Annotated in this window: 14 protein-coding genes; 11 read left to right on the top strand and 3 right to left on the bottom strand. The window is 69.0% G+C overall.

What is annotated here, in order from left to right; all coding sequences use genetic code 11:
- From BO221_RS48280 to BO221_RS48265, 4 genes are all read left to right on the top strand, one after another.
- Positions 1–942, top strand: coding sequence for an MBL fold metallo-hydrolase (locus BO221_RS48280; protein ID WP_073567716.1), 942 nt, complete (start codon positions 1–3; stop codon positions 940–942).
- A gap of 101 nt (positions 943–1,043) precedes the next feature.
- Entirely contained in the window at positions 1,044–1,454 is a 411-nt protein-coding gene (locus BO221_RS48275) for a hypothetical protein (RefSeq protein WP_073567715.1), read from the top strand.
- Positions 1,455–1,572: 118 nt separating this feature from the next.
- Positions 1,573–3,555 carry a PAS domain S-box protein gene (locus tag BO221_RS48270; protein WP_083682615.1) on the top strand — a complete coding sequence of 661 codons (1,983 nt, stop codon included), beginning with the start codon at positions 1,573–1,575 and terminating at the stop codon, positions 3,553–3,555.
- Positions 3,545–5,464: an ATP-binding protein gene (locus BO221_RS48265; protein ID WP_073567714.1), complete on the top strand. Its 1,920-nt coding sequence runs from the start codon at positions 3,545–3,547 to the stop codon at positions 5,462–5,464. Before BO221_RS48270 ends, BO221_RS48265 begins: the two co-directional genes overlap by 11 nt.
- A 12-nt stretch (positions 5,465–5,476) precedes the next feature.
- Here BO221_RS48265 and BO221_RS48260 read toward each other — a convergent pair whose 3' ends face one another.
- Positions 5,477–6,301 (bottom strand): general secretion pathway protein GspE, encoded by an 825-nt coding sequence (locus BO221_RS48260; protein ID WP_073567713.1) that lies wholly within the window; start codon positions 6,299–6,301, stop codon positions 5,477–5,479.
- A gap of 296 nt (positions 6,302–6,597) precedes the next feature.
- Between BO221_RS48260 and BO221_RS48255 the strand changes: the two genes are divergently transcribed.
- From BO221_RS48255 to BO221_RS48240, 4 genes are all read left to right on the top strand, one after another.
- Positions 6,598–7,344, top strand: coding sequence for a MotA/TolQ/ExbB proton channel family protein (locus BO221_RS48255; protein ID WP_083682613.1), 747 nt, complete (start codon positions 6,598–6,600; stop codon positions 7,342–7,344).
- Positions 7,345–7,444: 100 nt separating this feature from the next.
- A complete protein-coding gene (locus BO221_RS48250) occupies positions 7,445–7,930 on the top strand; it encodes a biopolymer transporter ExbD (protein ID WP_073567712.1) in 486 nt (161 codons plus the stop codon).
- A 14-nt stretch (positions 7,931–7,944) separates the two neighbouring features.
- Positions 7,945–8,526 carry a biopolymer transporter ExbD gene (locus BO221_RS48245; protein WP_073567711.1) on the top strand — a complete coding sequence of 194 codons (582 nt, stop codon included), beginning with the start codon at positions 7,945–7,947 and terminating at the stop codon, positions 8,524–8,526.
- Between the two features lie 89 nt (positions 8,527–8,615).
- The gene (locus tag BO221_RS48240) at positions 8,616–9,290 is read left to right on the top strand and encodes an HAD family hydrolase (protein ID WP_073567710.1); all 675 of its coding nucleotides are present in this window, start codon (positions 8,616–8,618) and stop codon (positions 9,288–9,290) included.
- Here BO221_RS48240 and BO221_RS48235 read toward each other — a convergent pair.
- Positions 9,277–9,522: a hypothetical protein gene (locus BO221_RS48235; protein WP_073567709.1), complete on the bottom strand. Its 246-nt coding sequence runs from the start codon at positions 9,520–9,522 to the stop codon at positions 9,277–9,279. The genes BO221_RS48240 and BO221_RS48235 overlap by 14 nt on opposite strands.
- A 272-nt stretch (positions 9,523–9,794) precedes the next feature.
- Here BO221_RS48235 and BO221_RS48230 point away from each other — a divergent pair, with 272 nt between their 5' ends.
- Positions 9,795–12,173, top strand: coding sequence for an MASE1 domain-containing protein (locus BO221_RS48230; RefSeq protein WP_073567708.1), 2,379 nt, complete (start codon positions 9,795–9,797; stop codon positions 12,171–12,173).
- 1 nt (position 12,174) lies between these two features.
- Here the strand turns inward: BO221_RS48230 and BO221_RS48225 are convergent, their stop codons facing one another.
- Positions 12,175–12,744, bottom strand: coding sequence for a YqaA family protein (locus BO221_RS48225; RefSeq protein ID WP_073567707.1), 570 nt, complete (start codon positions 12,742–12,744; stop codon positions 12,175–12,177).
- A gap of 128 nt (positions 12,745–12,872) precedes the next feature.
- On the opposite strand from BO221_RS48225, the gene BO221_RS48220 reads away from it, so the two are divergent.
- Both BO221_RS48220 and nadE read left to right on the top strand, forming a co-directional pair.
- Positions 12,873–13,535, top strand: coding sequence for an LON peptidase substrate-binding domain-containing protein (locus tag BO221_RS48220; protein WP_073567706.1), 663 nt, complete (start codon positions 12,873–12,875; stop codon positions 13,533–13,535).
- A 69-nt stretch (positions 13,536–13,604) separates the two neighbouring features.
- On the top strand, positions 13,605–15,494 hold the full coding sequence (gene nadE / locus BO221_RS48215) for an NAD(+) synthase (RefSeq protein WP_073567705.1): 1,890 nt from the start codon (positions 13,605–13,607) through the stop codon (positions 15,492–15,494).
- Positions 15,495–15,647: the final 153 nt, after the last annotated feature.

Raw genomic sequence — 15,647 nt, 5'->3', positions numbered from 1 at the left:
ATGAAGAAACTTCTCATCGCCGCGTTGTGGGTGGTGCCCGGCGTGGCGTCCGCGCAGTTCGACGAGGCCACGCTCGCGAAGACCCCGGTGAAGTCCTCACCGGTGGCGGGCAACGTGCACATCTTCGAGGGCGCTGGAGGCAACATCGGCGTCTCGGCGGGTCCGGACGGCATCCTCATCGTGGATGACCAGTTCGCCCCGCTGGTGCCGAAGATTCGCGCGGCGCTCGGGAAACTGACCAAGGGCAAGGACAAGACGCCCGAGTACGTGCTGAACACGCACTGGCACTTCGACCACACGGGCGGCAACGCCATCTTCGGCCGCGAGGGCACCATCGTGGCCCACAAGCACGTGCGCACGCGGCTGATGAACGGTCTGGAGAGCGCGGCGATGGGCATCAAGATTCCGCCCGCGCCCAAGGAGGCGCTGCCGGTCATCACCTATGACCAGGGCATCTCCATCTTCTTCAACGGCGAGGAGATCCAGGTGACGCACCTGCCGTCGGGCCACACGGATGGCGACAGCATGGTGTACTTCACCCAGTCCAACGTGCTGCACCTGGGAGACCAGTTCACCGGGGACAAGTACCCGTTCATCGACCTGGAGAGTGGTGGCTCGTTGGAGGGCTACCTGCGCAACGTGGAGCGGGTGCTGCAGACGCTTCCGGCCGGGGTGAAGATCATCCCGGGGCACGGTGCGGTGTCGGGGCGCCAGGAGCTCGAGACCTTCGCGCAGATGCTGCGCGACACGGTGGAACTGGTGAAGGGGAAGCAGGCCGCGGGCAAGACGCTCGAGCAGGTGAAGGCCGAGGGCATGCCCGAGAAGTACAAGAGCTGGGGTGACGGCTTCCTCAAGCCGGAGCAGTGGCTCACGGTCGCGTACCAGAGCCTGAGCGGACAGAAGCCGGAGCCGGCGAAGAAGCCGGAGGAGCCGAAGAAGTAGGGCGCTCCGCTCCGAGTCCCTGGAGCCTCGGGAGGGCCCGGATTGAATCAATCCGGGGAGGCCTCGTCTGAAGGAGCAAGAACGATTGGGAGGATAAGACGATGATGCTCCGGAACGGACTCTTCACCCTGGCTCTCTCCGCACTGTTCCTGGCTCCGGTGGCCGCTCGGGCCGATGACTGGGGCCGGCACGACGCCTCGCCGGTGGGTCAGCCGTCTCAGCAGATTCTCCCCGGGGGGAGCTATCGCCCGGCGCCGCCTCCTCCGGCCCGTCCCCCGCGCTCGAACCGGCCGCACCAGGCGGGCCGCTATGAGCTCCAAACGGTCCGGAAGTTCGTGCCGGGCCACTACGAGCGGGTCTGGGTCGAGCAGAACTGCAAGCACCGTCCCCGCCGCAACGTGACGAAGTGCGAGGGCGGCCACTACGCGCAGCGCTGGGTGGAGGGCTACTACCAGTCCGTGCAGGAGTGGGTCTGGGTTCCCTCGCACCGGGGTCCCTACGGCCGCGGCTGAGCCGCACGCCCGGTGGAAAAGCCACCCGGTTGCGAAGACGCGGTGGACCCGCGGTTCGGCACCGGACAGGGGAGTCCGGGTCACGGACTGCCCCTGAGGCGGGAGCCGGGGTAGAGTCATGAACGTGTCTTCCCACGAGTCATCCCTCGGCGTCGTCCTGGTGCCCGCGGCCTCGGCCGCACGCGAGCCTCTCGCTCGCGCCGCGGCGCAGGCCGGCCTGCGGGTGGTGGAGACGCCGGAGCAGGCCACCCTCGGTCTGGTGGACCTCACCACGCCGGAGGGTTCCTCCGCCCTCTCCACGCTGCTCACCACGCCCGCGGGAGCCCGGCTCTCGCTGGTGGCCCTGGTGAAGCCGGACGAGGCCTCCTTCACCGTCCTGGAGTCGCTCAAGCCCGCGGAGGTGATGACCGCGGGAGGCCAGCCCTACGAGCTCGCCTGGAGGTTGCGGCGCGTGGCCGAGCGCCACCGCGAGCGCCAGGAGCTCATGCGGCGGCAGCAGGACCTGTCGCTCCTGGTCGAGCTCACCGCGGACTACGCCGAGAGCTTCGACGTGGAGGCGCTGCTCCATGACGTCACCCGCCGGCTCGCCGAGCGGCTCGGTGTCAGCCGCGCGGCGCTGGTGATGCTGGACAGGAACGGGGAGGGCGCGCGCGTGGTGGCCGCCAGCGACGCTCCCAACCTGGAGGACGTCCGCATCGACCTGGACCGCTACCCGGAGGTGCGCGAGGCGGCGCGCACGGGCAAGCCCGTCGTCGTGGAGGACGCCTCGCACCACCCGCTGCTGGAGGGCGTGCAGAACGAGGTAGCCGCGCGGGGCATCCAGGCGCTCGCGGCGCTGCCCCTGCACATCCGGGGCGAGGTGCGCGGGGTGCTGTTGCTGCGGGCCTCGGGCGGGGACCGGCGCACCTTCGCGCCGGACGAGATCGACTTCCTCAACACGGTGGCGCACGCCACGGCGGTGGCCCTGCGCAACGCCTCGCTGCTGTTGACGGTGCGCGGGCAGACCGAGCGCGAGATGTCGGCGCGCATCGCCGCGGAGGCCAAGGCCGCCTCGCTCGAGACGTACCACCTCTTCTTCGCCAACGTGCGCGAGGGCGTGGCCATCCTCGACGACAAGGCGTGTGTGCTCAGCCTCAACCCCGCGGGCGAGGCCATCCTGGCGGCGCCCTCCGAGAGCTCGTACGGCCGCCACCTGGTGGACGTGACGCAGCCGTTGGACGAGTCGGTGTTGATGGAGCTGGTGACGGCGGCCCGGCGTGGCGAGTCGCGCTCGGACGTGGACCTGATGGTGCGCGCGCCCGATGGACGGCGCCTCACGTTGAGCTTCTCGGCGGCACCGCTGGAGGACGGCCGCCGGGCCATCATCCTCTCCTTCCGGGACGTGACGCAGGCGCGCCATCTGGCGGACGAGCTGCGCCACACCAAGGACTTCCTGGAGCGGCTCATCGACTCCTCGGTGGACGCCATCGTCGCCGCGGACATGCAGGGCCGCATCATCCTGTTCAACAAGGGCGCCGAGGCCCTCTTCGGTTATGGGGCTCCGCAGGCGTTGAGCGGCATGCACGTCTACCAGCTCTACCCGGAGGGGGTGGCCCATCGCATCATGAAGCAGCTGCGCAGCCCGGAGTACGGCGGGCGGGGCCGGCTGTCGGTGTGCCGCCAGGACGTCGTCAACCGCACCGGGCAGTTGGTGCCGGTGAACATGACGGCCTCCATCGTCTACGAGGGCGGCCGCGAGGTGGCCAGCGTGGGCATCTTCACGGACCTGCGCGACCGGATGGAGCTGGAGCGCAAGCTGTCGGACGTGGAGACGCGCCTGGAGGAGAGCGAGAAGAACGCGGTCATCGTCGCCCTGGCCGGCACCGCCGCCCACGAGCTCAACCAGCCCCTCACCTCGGTGATGGGCTACGCGGAGCTGCTCAAGCGCCGGTTGAAGGAGGAGGACAGCTCCTACAAGCCGGTGGACATCATCTACCGCGAGGCCGAGCGCATGGCGGAGATTGTCCGGAAGATTGGCCGCATCACCCGTTACGAGACGAAAGCCTACATGGGGTCCCAGCAGATAGTGGACCTCGACAAAGCCAGCTCCCATGACGACTGAGTCACGTCGCCTGCCCCTGCCGGAGGTCCCCTCCGCCGAGGCCTTCCGTATTTTCTTCGAGACGGTGGAGCTGCCCGCGGCGCTCTGCGATACGCAGTTGCACCTGAAGCTGTGCAACAACGCGTTCGCGCGCTTCTGCTTCGACCATGGGCTGACGGTGGAGCAGATGATGGAGGGGCTCGCGGATGCGCGGGTGCCCGAGGACGGGGCGGCGTGTGTGGTGGAGGTGCCGCTGCCGCAGGGGGGCGTGGTGGTGATGGAGCTGGCGCGGCGGGGCGAGTCCGTGTCGGTGGTGGGGCGGCGCGAGTCGGAGCTGATGCGGGGCCAGCTGGTGGTGGTGGAGCAGGCGCTGCTGGAGCAGGCGCGCACGGAGGGGGTGCTGCTGGACCTGGGGCGCAGCGTGGCCGAGGCGGGCAGCGAGGAGGAGCTGGTGGCGTCGGTGGCGCGCGGGGTGAAGGAGCTGTTCCCCGGGCGCTCCTTCTGCATCCGCATCATCGACGCGCGCACCGGCGGGCTGACGAGCCTGTACGCCGAGGGCCGGTTGAAGGAGGGCTCCCGCGAGCCGCTGGTGCTCAAGCGCACGGCGGTGGAGAAGATGCACCTGACGGCGGAGAGCATTCCTGCGGGCAAGGTGGTGGTGGCCGCGCTGGTGCCGTTGCTCTTCGAGAGCAGCACGGGTGGGGTGAGCGCGCCGCTGGTGGCCAGCGGGCAGCTCTACGGCGCCATCAACCTGGAGTACCCGTCCTCGCTGCGCGAGGAGCCGGATCCGATGCAGGACGAGCGGGTGCTGGTGCAGCTGGCCAACCAGGTGGCGGTGGCGGTGAAGAACGCCAAGCTCATCGACGAGCTGACGTTCGTGCGCAAGTACCTGGAGGAGCTGCTGGAGAAGGCGAACGCGCTCATCCTGGTGGCCAACCGGGACAAGAAGGTGGTCGTCTTCAACCAGGCCATCAGCCGCCTCACGGGCTTCAGCAAGGAAGAGGTGCTGGGGCAGGACGTCTTCTCGCTGGTGCCCGAGGACGAGCACATGCGGCTGGCCTCGGTGCTGGCGGCGGCGATGCGAGGCGAGGCGGTGCCCAACTTCGAGCTGCGGTTGCGCACGCGCATGGGGGAGGCGCGGGCCTCGTTCGCGACATCCTCGGCGCTCGCCTCGCAGGGGGAGGTGGAGGGGGTGATGGCCATTGGCCAGGACGTGACGGTGGTGGCGCAGCTGGAGCAGCGGGTCATCCACGCGGAGAAGCTGGCGTCCATGGGGCAGCTGGCCGCGAGCGTGGCGCACGAAATCAACAACCCGATGACGGCGGTGGTGGCGTACTCGGAGTCGCTGCTGCAGCGGGCGATGATGCTGGGGAGCGCGGGGGCGGCGGACTCGGAGAAGCTGCGGAAGATATTGGAGAGCGGGCAGCGGATTCTCCGCTTCACCAAGGATCTGACGTCCTACGCGAGGCCGGCGAAGGACAAGGTGGAGCGGGTGCAGCTCAACGCCCTGTTGGACAAGGCGGTGGGCTACTGCGAGCACGTGGTGACGCAGGCGAAGGTGAAGGTGGAGCGCGACTACGGGGAGCTGCCGCCGTTGCACGCGGTGCCGGCGAACCTGGAGCAGGTGTTCGTGAACCTCATCACGAACGCGTGCCACGCGATGAAGCCGGGCGGTCAGGTGCGGCTGCGGACGAGGCGGGAGGGGCGCGAGGCGGTGGTGGGGGTGAAGGACACGGGCAGCGGCATCGAGCCGGCGAACCTGTCGCGCATCTTCGAGCCCTTCTTCACGACGAAGACGGAGGGGAACGGGACGGGGCTGGGGCTGTCCATCGTTCAGCGCATCGTGGAGAAGCACGGGGGCAAGCTGAGCGTGGAGAGCGAGCTGGGCCAGGGCACCACCTTCACCGTGCGCCTGCCGCTCGCGGACTGAGCCAACTTCCGCTCAGTTCCCCTCTTCGTCATCCAGTTCGCGGGTGAACTCCTCGTTCGTCAGGAGTCCCTTGCGGGCCATGATGCGCATGAGGGCCCAGAACTTGCGCTCCAGCTCCTCGACCCGGTCCACGGGCTCGGCGGAGGCCGACTCGCCGAAGAGCGAGTCCAGCTCGGCGCTGACGTCACCGGTCGAAGGCCTGGCACTGGACTTGCCCTGTCCGCGCTTGAGCCGCCGTTGCTGCTCGCGCTCCTGGATGAGCTGCTCGAGCGAGACACGGCGCGTCGTCTCCCCCGGAGGGAGCTCCTCGCCGACGATGATCTCCTCGACATCGTCCTCCTGGGCGTCGGGGAGGGGCTCCGGGGCCTGGATGGGGGCCGGGGTCGTGGCGGGGGGAGGCCGGTGGTAGTAGCGCTGGATGGCGGTGCGCACGGCGGACAGCGACGCCACGCGGGGGCTCACCTTCAGGCCGGTGGTGAACTCCATCTCCTGGAGGCCGGCGGTGTCGAGCGGATCGGCCATGGCCACGACCAGCAGCCGGCGCCCGCCCACGTTCTCCAGGGCCACGGGGAACAGGTCATGCTGCTCGCAGAAGCGCGAGCGCAGCAGGTGGATGGCGCTCCAATCCGGGGGCCGGGTGCCCAGGTCGATGACGGGCACGCCCAGGGCCTCGCTCAAGGCGTGGGCCAGGGTCTTCTCGGTGATGGCGCCCAGGGACACGAGTGCCGCCCCCAGCCGTTGCCGGGTCCGCTGTTGCGCCTGGAGCGCCGCTTCCAATTGGGCCGCGGTGATCGCCCCCCTCTCCAGGAGCAACTCGCCGATCCGCTTTCGGGCCATGATCGGCGGCCCTTAGCCTCGCTCCCGGGGGGCGTCAAGCAGGCGACGCAGCGCGACAAACACCGTCCGTTCGCCACCAGACCAGCCGTCCAGTCGGTGTCCGATCGCAAAATTCCCGTGGGATTTCAGCAACTAAGAGCACGGAGCGTGCCTTGACACTGCCGGACCGCCATTCCTAAAGTCCGGCTCCAATTCTGCCATTCCCGGTAAGGGACCCGTGTGGGTATCCGTACGGGAACCAACCGGCTGGCACGGCCCGCCATGTCGGGCACGCCCCTCTCTGGAGGCCATAAGCGATGAACCTGGGGTTTTTGACGAATCTGACCATCCTCGCGAACGCCGGCGGTCACGGCGCCCAGCGCTCGTTTTTCGAGGAGGTCGCCATGCGCTGGGAGGCGGGTCAGTGGGGTATGTACCCCATCGCCGTCTGCCTGGTGTTCGCGCTGGCCATCATGATCGAGCGCGGCATCGTGTTGTTCGGTAAGGCCTCCATCAACAAGGATGCCTTCCTGCGCGGACTCAAGAAGCACATCTACGCCGGTGACCTGGACAAGGCCATCAACTACGTGGCCGGCCAGAAGCAGACGCCGCTCACCCAGGTCATCAAGGCCGGCCTGATGAACGTTCCCAAGGGCGAGGAGGAGGTCCAGGCCGCCCTCGACGAGGCCAGCCTGCGCGAGACCCCGAAGATCGAGGCCCGCACCGGTTACCTCGCCATGCTCGGCAACGCGGCGATGCTCGCCGGTCTGCTCGGAACGGTGTCCGGTCTGATCTCCTGCTTCGAGGCCGTGGCCAACGTGAACCCGGCCGACAAGGCGACCATTCTCGCCAACGGTATTTCCGAAGCCATGAACTGCACCGGCTTCGGTCTGCTCACGGCCATCCCCGCCGTCGTGGCCTTCTCCATCCTGTCGGGCCGCGCCACCGCCATCGTCAACGACATCAACGAGACGAGCGTGGCCGTGCTGAACCTGATCGTGAACAACCGCGACAAGTTCAAGAACGCCACCGTCTCCGCCTCCGCCCGGGATTCCGAGGAGTAGTTCACTCCTGCAGGGAACCTGGAATCAGGGCGCGTTGTCGGTGGGTACGGCGCGCGCCCTTCATCGTAGAACGTCGTAGCGCGGGCGGAAGGAGAGTGTCATGGCCGGTGGAATGGATCTCGGGGGAGGTAAAGGCAAGAAGTCACTCGACGTTGCCATCAACCTCACCCCCTTCATCGACCTGATGGCGGTGACCATCAGCTTCCTCATCATGACGGCCGTGTGGACGCAGATCGGCCGGCTCCAGGTGGCGCAGGCCGGAGGCCCCGCCACCGAGGAAGAGCAGAAACAGGAAGAGCAGACCAAGACGGTCCAGCTCACGCTGTTCGTCACGCCCACCGAGCTGCGGCTCGCGGCGGACCAGAGCGAGTTCCCGGCCATCGAGGCCAAGCGTGGCTCCAACGGCAAGCTGGACCTGGCGCCGTTGATCGCCCGCTTCAAGGAGCTCAAGGCGCAGTTCCCGGATCAGTCGGCCATCACGCTGCAGACCGAGGACAAGGTCCGTTACGAGGACCTGGTGCGCATCATCGACCAATGCATCGGCGCCGGCCTGCCCCAGGTCTCGGTGTCCGCCATCATGGGTTAGGGAAGGCATCCACCATGGCCATCAAGGTTCCCGGTAAGCGCTACGGCAAGCGGCTGCAACACTCCAAGGTGTTCGGCCACGGCGTGCACGGCAAGCACGGCGGCAACGCGGACGTGCTGATTACGCCGCTGGTCGACATGTTCGTGATCATCGTGCTCTTCCTCATCGCCAACTTCTCGGCGACGGGCGAGGTGCTGATGATGACCAAGGACATCCAGCTGCCCGAGGCGGTCAACGTCAAGGAAGTGGAGATGCACCCGGTGGTGATGGTGTCCGGAGATCAGGTCTCCATCTCCGGCAACGTCGTGGGCCAGGTGCAGGACCTGGTCAAGGAGGAGTACCTCAACATTCCCGCGCTCGAGGAGAAGCTGCGGGACATGAAGAAGCAGTTCGAGGACCTCCACGCCATGGCCGAGGGCAACACCAACGCCTTCAAGGGTGACGTGAACATCCAGGCCCACAAGGACGTGGAGTTCTCCATCATCAAGCGGGTGATGTTCAGCTGCGCCAGCGCGGGCTACAACAACATCAACTTCGCCACCCTGCAGAAGGGCGAGGCGGGCGCCGAGCCGCCCACGGCCGCCGCCACCCCGTAAACCCTCCGGGCCCTCGAGCCCGAAGTGACCGCGCCCCGCGCTCCGGACTTGTCCGGGCCGGGGCGTTGGTGTTTCCAGGGGATATGCCCATGTACCCGCGCGCCGCGCTCTTCGACCTGGATGGCACCCTGCTGGACTCGCTGCACGACATTGGCGCGGCGATGAACCACGCGCTCACCACCCATGGCCTGCCCGTCCACCCCCTGGCCGACTACCGCCGCTTCGTGGGCGAGGGCGTCCGGGTGCTGGTGGCCCGCGCCGTCCCCACGGGCCGCGAGGAACTCCACGAGGCGGTGATGGCCTCCTACAAGGCCTTCTACGACGAGCACTTCCTGGACCACACCCGGCCCTACCCCGGGGTGCGCGAGGTGCTCGCCCGGCTGCAGGGCGAGGGGGTGAAGCTGGCGGTGTTGAGCAACAAGCCCGACGCGGCCACCCGCCGGTTGGTGGAGGCCCTGCTGCCGGACGTGCGCTTTGGCGCCGTCTACGGCGAGCGGAGCGGGGTGCCTCGGAAGCCGGACCCCATGGCGGCGCTCGGGATTGCCGCCGAGCTGGGCGTGGCGCCCGGGGACTGCGCCTTCATCGGCGACACGGCGGTGGACATGGATACCGCGCACGCCGCCGGCATGTACGGCGTGGGGGTCACCTGGGGCTTCCGGGGCGTGGAGGAGCTCCAGGCGCATGGGGCCCGGGCGCTCGCCCACTCGGCGGACGAGCTGCTCCAGGCCCTCGCGAGCGCGCCCCGCGCCGCTACACGACCTTGACGCGGTGGGGGAAGCCGCTGGCGAGCTCGGCCCGCTGCTTCTCCTCGGCCCGGCCGTGAGCCGTGGCCGCGGAGATGAAGTGGCACACCCAGCCGAGCAATCCACCGGTGCCCAGCCAGAAGCCCGGCGTGATGATGAGCCAGAAGAGACCCCGGAAGATGTCCCCGTTGTAGAGCTGACCCAGTCCGGGGATGAAGAACGACAGCACGGCGGCGATACCAGGGCGGGACATGTGGCGCGTTGCCTCCTTGTCCTTCTCTACGCAGGCCGCGCCGGTCCATTGCACCGCACCCCTTGCTCCTCCAAGGACGGCCACAAGGACAGACAGTGAAATCCGCCCGTTCATCTGTCGGGTAGGCAAGAGAGCGAGCGGGGGGACCATTTTCCCCACGTGCCGCTCGGGGTAGCATGCCGCGTCAACACCGCTGGCGAGCCAGCGCGTGTACGGGGGGAATCGCCATCCAGCCGCATCCACAGCGCCTCGACCGCTCAGCGCCATCCGGCATGCGGGGTATCACGGAGATGCTCGCGCTGGGGGGCGTGTACCTAGCCGCCTGCTGGCTGGGGCTGACGCAGGCCACCATCGCCAACGCCGCGAGCCCGGTGTGGCCCGCCACCGGCGTGTCGCTCGCGGGCCTGCTGCTCCTCGGGGTGTCCCGTTGGCCGGCCATCTTCGTGGGCGCTCTCGTCTCCATCCTGGGGTTCGGCTCCGGGGCTCCTCTCGCGGCGACGCTGGCCATGGCCGTGGGCAACACGTTGGAGGCGGTGCTGGGCGTGTTGCTGCTCAGGCGCCTGGGTTTCTCTCCCTCGCTCTCGCGGACGCAGGACGTGCTGGCGTTCACCGCCACGGTGGTCTCGTGCCCGCTGGCCAGCGCGCTGGTGGGGGCGCTGAGCTTGGGGTTGACGGGCGGGGTGCCCTGGGAGGGCTTCTTCCTCACCGCGTGGGTGTGGTGGCTGGGCAACGTCATGGGCGCCCTGGTGGTGGCACCGGTGCTGCTGCTGCTCTCCCGTCTGCGCCCGGAGCCGCGCCGGCGCGAGGCGCTGGTGCTGGCGGGACTCACCCTGGTGGTGGCCCTGTGGTCCTTCAGCGGCGATCATCGCGGCACTCCGCTGGCCTATGCCCAGGTGTTCCTCCTCTTCCCCCTGGGGGTGTGGGCGGCGCTCCGCTTCGGCTCGCAGGGGGCGGCGCTCTCCACGCTCTTCATCGCGGCGGCGTCCATCTGGGGCACTCTCCTGGGCCATGGCGCGTTCTCGCGCGCGGACGGCCGGAAGGTGGACCTGCTGGAGCTGCAGCTCTTCCTGGCCATCATCGCCTTCACCGGGCTGCTGCTGGCGGCGTCCCGGGCCGAGCGCAAGAGCGCCAGGGCCCAGCTGGAGCTCCTGGCCACCGCCGTGCGCAGCGTGCAGGAGGGCGTGCTCATCTGCGAGCTGCGTCCGGGCGAGGAACTCCAGCTGGTGTACGCCAACGAGTCCTTCCGCGCCATGGTGGGCTGCTCCCACCAGGAGCTGGCGGGCCGCGCCCCCCGGGAGCTGTGTGGAACCGGTGTGGAGCCGGAGGTGCAGCAGCGGCTGGAGGAGGCACTGCGCATGCGTGACTTCTTCCGCGGCGAGGTGGTGCTGGCGCACAAGGACGGCTCGCGGGTGTACAGCGAGGTGCAGCTGTCCCCGGTGCGCAACGTGGATGGCCAGGTGCTCTACTTCGTGGCCACCTACCGCGACATGACGACGCAGAAGCAGCTCCAGGCGAAGCTGGTGTCCGCCGAGCGCATCGCCGCCGTGGGCACGCTGGCCGCCGGTGTGGGTCATGAGATCAACAATCCGCTCGCCTACCTGATGCTGAACCTGGAGGGAGTGGGGCAGAGTCTTGCCCGGGGGCCCGAGGGGTTCGACGAGGCGCGGGCGAGCCTGGAGAGTGCCCGCGAGGGCGCCGAGCGCATCCGCGTCATCGTGCGCGATTTGAAGGTGTTCAGCCGGCAGCAGGGGGAGGAGCGGGCGATGCTGGACGTCAACGAGGTGGTGGTGCCGGCGCTGCGCATGGCGGCCCACGCGGTGCGGCCCCGGGCCCGGCTGGTGGAGGACTTCGGTCAGCCTCCCAAGGTGCTGGGCAGCGAGGCACGGCTCGGGCAGGTGATGCTCAACCTGCTCGTCAACGCGCTGCAGGCCATCCCCGAGGGGAACCCGGACCACCACGAGGTGCGCGTGCGCACCGGCCGCGACGACACGGGCCGCGCCCTGGTGGAGGTGTCCGACACCGGCTGTGGCATGCCTCAGCCCGTGCTGGCCCGCATCTTCGACCCGTTTTTCACCACCAAACCCTGGGGGGAGGGTACCGGATTGGGACTCGCCATTTGTCAGCAGATTGTCCAGGCCCACGGCGGCGAGCTGCGCGTGAGCAGCGAGGAGGGCAAGGGCTCGCGCTTCACCGTCCTGCTGCCCTCGGCCGAGAGCAGGCCCGCGAAGACGCCCCTGCCCGCGGCGCCCACGCCCGTGTCCGCGCTCCCGCCGCGCCGGCGCATCCTCATCATCGACGACGAGCCGCGCCTGGCCCAGTCCATGCGCATGCTCATCGAGCCCTCGCACGACGTGTTCGTCACCACGCGCGGCGCCGAGGCCCTCGCGTGGGTGAACGAGGGTCAGCGCTTCGACCTGGTGCTGTGTGATTTGCAGATGCCGGGGACGACGGGCATGGACGTCTACTCGCACCTGCGCGCGCACGTGCCGGAGCTGGCCGAGCGGCTCGTCTTCATCTCCGGCGGGGCCTATACCCAGGCCACGCGCGACTTCGTGCGCTCGGTGCGCAACCGGATATTGGAGAAGCCGGTACGGCCCGACGAGCTGCTGGCCACCATCGACGAGGCGTTGGCCACCACCTCGGCGGCCTGACTCAGACGCGCAGCCACTTGCGGGCGGTGGGCCCGAAGAAGCGCATCACGCCGGACACCAGGAAGAAGCGCACCGAGCGGCCCAGCACCGCCGCCAGGAAGAAGCGGTCCAGCGGCACGCCCACCATGCCGCTGCCGATGGCCACCACCTTGAAGGGGGTGGGCAGGATGGAGCACAGCAGCGCGAGCGCCCAGAAGTTCTGCCCCAGCAGCTCACCCAGCGTCGCGTCGATGCCGAAACGCTGGATGCGCATGTTCATGTCGATTTCCAGGAAGCTGATGGCGCCCTGGCGGAGCAGGTCTCCGAGGTAGTACCCGATGAAGCCGCCGAAGAGGCTGGCCACCGTCCCCAGCACCGCGTAGCGCAGCCACTTCTGGGGCTGGGCGAGCACCATGGGCACCAGCAGCGCGAAGGGCGGGATGGGGAACACCGAGCCGTCCACCACGGACACCAGCAGCATGGCGGCCACGGCGTGCTTCGTGGAGGACAGCGCCTCCACGCGCAGGTAGAGACGACGGTACCAGGACAGCTTCTCGGGAGTGGTGGCCACGGAGGGGGTCGAATCGGACATCGCGGCCGCGCACCCTAGCGGAATGGGGTGACTTTACCAGCCTTCCGTCCCAGGGCTGACGCCTGCCTGGCGGCTGGGGCTGCGCCGCGTTCTCCCGGACGCTATGACCAGGGTACGGTGCCCCTGCCATGACCACGGCTCTCGAACGCCTCGCGCTCACCACCCACGCGGTGAAGGTCTTCCCGCTCCCCTCGGCGGTTCTCTTTCCGCACGCGGCCCTGCCCCTCCACATCTTCGAGCCCCGCTACCGCGCCCTGGTGCGCGACGCGCTCGCCGGAGACAAGGTGATGGCGCTCGCCCAGCTGCAACCCGGCTGGGAAGGCCAGTACGGCGAGCGGCCTCCCATGCAGCCCATGATGTGTGCCGGACTCATCATCTGGCACGAGGAGCTGCAGGACGGGCGCTACAACATCCTCCTGCAGGGCGTCAGCCGCGCCCGCCTGCTCGAGGAGCTGCCAGCGGGAGAGCAGCTCTACCGGCAGGTCCGGGTGCAGCTGCTGCCGGATGGTGAATACCAGGGGCCCGAGGAGGAGAGGCTCCGCCAGGCCGTCTTCGAGCTGGCCGGGCGGGTCCCCAACTCGTTCGCGGAGAACCTGCTGCCGGTGGTGGCCCGCTCGCATGGAGGCGCCCTGGCGGACGTGGTGGCCGCCGCCGTCGTCCCGGAGCCGGAGCGGCGCCAGGAGCTGCTGTGCGAGCTGGATGTGCGCACCCGGCTGAGCGCGGTGCTGGACGACGTGGGCGAGCTCATCGCCCGCCTCAGTCCGGTGAAGCCGGTGGGGCCGTTGAACTGAGTCCTTGCGTGCCGCGCCTCGCGGGCGTCTGCTAGTGCTCCACCAACTCGTGAGGGAGGAGCACGTTCCATGCGGCTCGTGAAGATTGGGCTCGCCAGCGTCAACACCACCGTGGGTGCCTTCGGGCGCAACGTGGACAGGGCGCTCGACCTGGCACGCCGGATGGCCGCCGAGGACGTCACCGTGGGCGTCTTCCAGGAGCAGCTCATCGGCGGCTACCCGCCCGAGGACCTGGTCCAGTGGCAGGGCTTCGTCGAGAACCAATGGCCGCAGCTCGAGCGCTTCGCCCGCGAGACGGGCGCGCTGTCCACCGTGTTCCTCGTGGGCGTCGCCATCAACCACCAGGGCCTGCGCTACAACTGCGCCGCGCTCGTGGCCGGCGGGAAGATTCTCGGGCTGGTGCCCAAGGAGAAGCTGCCCACCTACAACATCTTCTACGAGGGGCGCACCTTCTCCCGCGGCTACCCCGGCATGCGCGAGGAGTTCCGCGGCATCCCCTTCGGTGACTTCCTCTTCCGCTTCGACTTCGGACTGATTGCCCCCGAGGTCTGCGAGGACATCTGGAGCCCCGAGGCGCCCATGCGCCGGCGCACCTACTCGGGCGCGGAGCTGGTGGTGAACGTGTCCGCCTCGCCCTTCCGCGTGGGGCACGGGGACACCCGGCGTGAGCTGCTCGCCACCCGCGCGTCGGACCACCAGTGCACCGTCGCCTACTCCAACGCGCTGGGCAGCAACGACGGCATCATTTTCGACGGCGGTGGCTTCATCAACCAGAACGGCAAGCCCGTGCTGGAGGCGCCGCGCTTCCAGGAGGGGTTCGCCTCGGCCGTGGTGGACCTGGATCGCACGCTGCGCCTGCGCGCGGAGAACACCACCTGGCGCAGTGACCGGGAGGCGTGGCTGCGCGAGGGCGGCAAGCTGGTGCCCACCATCGACTGCACCCCGGCCTTCACCAGCCGGCGTGAGAAGCTGCGCTACCCGGTGCCCTCGCACCGCAGCTTCTTCCTCCCCGCTCCGGACACGCGCCGCTCGCCCCGCGAGGCCCTGTGCGAGGACATCCTCGACGCGCTCGCCCTGGGCATTGGCGACTACTTCGAGAAGACGCGCGCCTTCAAGGTCATCGGCATCGCGCTCTCGGGCGGACGTGACTCGCTGCTCACCCTGCTCATCGCCCACCGCTACGCGAAGCGCGTGCGGCCGGACAATCCCGGCAGCCTGCTGCGTGCCTTCTACATGCCCAGCCGCTACTCCAGCGACGCCACCCGCGAGGCCGCGGAGACGATCGCCCGGGAGCTGGGTGTGCCCTTCCTGGTGGTCCCCATCGAGGAGGCCTTCGAGCGTGAGCTGAACATCGCGCGCACCATGCTCGCGGGCGGCGAGGTGACGCCCATCACCGAGCAGAACATCCAGGCCCGTCTGCGCGCCCAGCGCATGTGGAACTGGTCCAACTCCAGTGGCGGCCTGTTCCTGCAGACGGGCAACATGAGCGAGCGCGCCGTGGGCTACACCACCACGGGTGGAGACCTGATGGGGGCACTGGCCGTCATCGCCAACGTGCCGAAGACGGTCGTCATGTACCTGCTGGACTACCTGCTGGAGCAGACGGGCCACGAGGGCATCCGCAAGGTGCTGGCCAAGCCGGCCGGGCCGGAGCTGGCGCACAACCAGGTGGGCGAGGAGGAGCTGATGCCCTTCCCCATCCTCGATGCCTGCTTCTATCTCTTCGCGGGAGAGAAGCTGGTGCCCTCGGAGATGCAGCCCGCGCTGGAGGCCATGTTTCCCGAGGTGGAGAGCGCGCGGCTGCGCGGCTACGTGGAGAAGTTCATCCGGCTCTTCCTCCAGTCCATCTACAAGTGGGTGCAGGCGCCGCTGTCGCTGCACATCGGCAACCTGGACCTGGACCGCGAGCGCGCTCTGCAACTGCCCGTCGTCACCAGCAGCGACTGGACGAAGGGGTAGGCGCACCACCGTCTAATCTGCTCACGCTTCGTGCCCCCGCCATCCCCGCCTCGCCCGGCTGGATGCTTCCCGGTCGAGGTCCCGGCTCACTCCCGGCGGTGGATCCAAGCCTTGCCTCGAATCTTCCCGGTACCGAAGTTTCCGTCAGCCACC

The organism is Archangium sp. Cb G35 (assembly GCF_001896145.1).
Taxonomy (GTDB): Bacteria; Myxococcota; Myxococcia; order Myxococcales; family Myxococcaceae; genus Archangium; species Archangium violaceum.
This window is presented reverse-complemented; position numbering and strand designations above follow the sequence as displayed.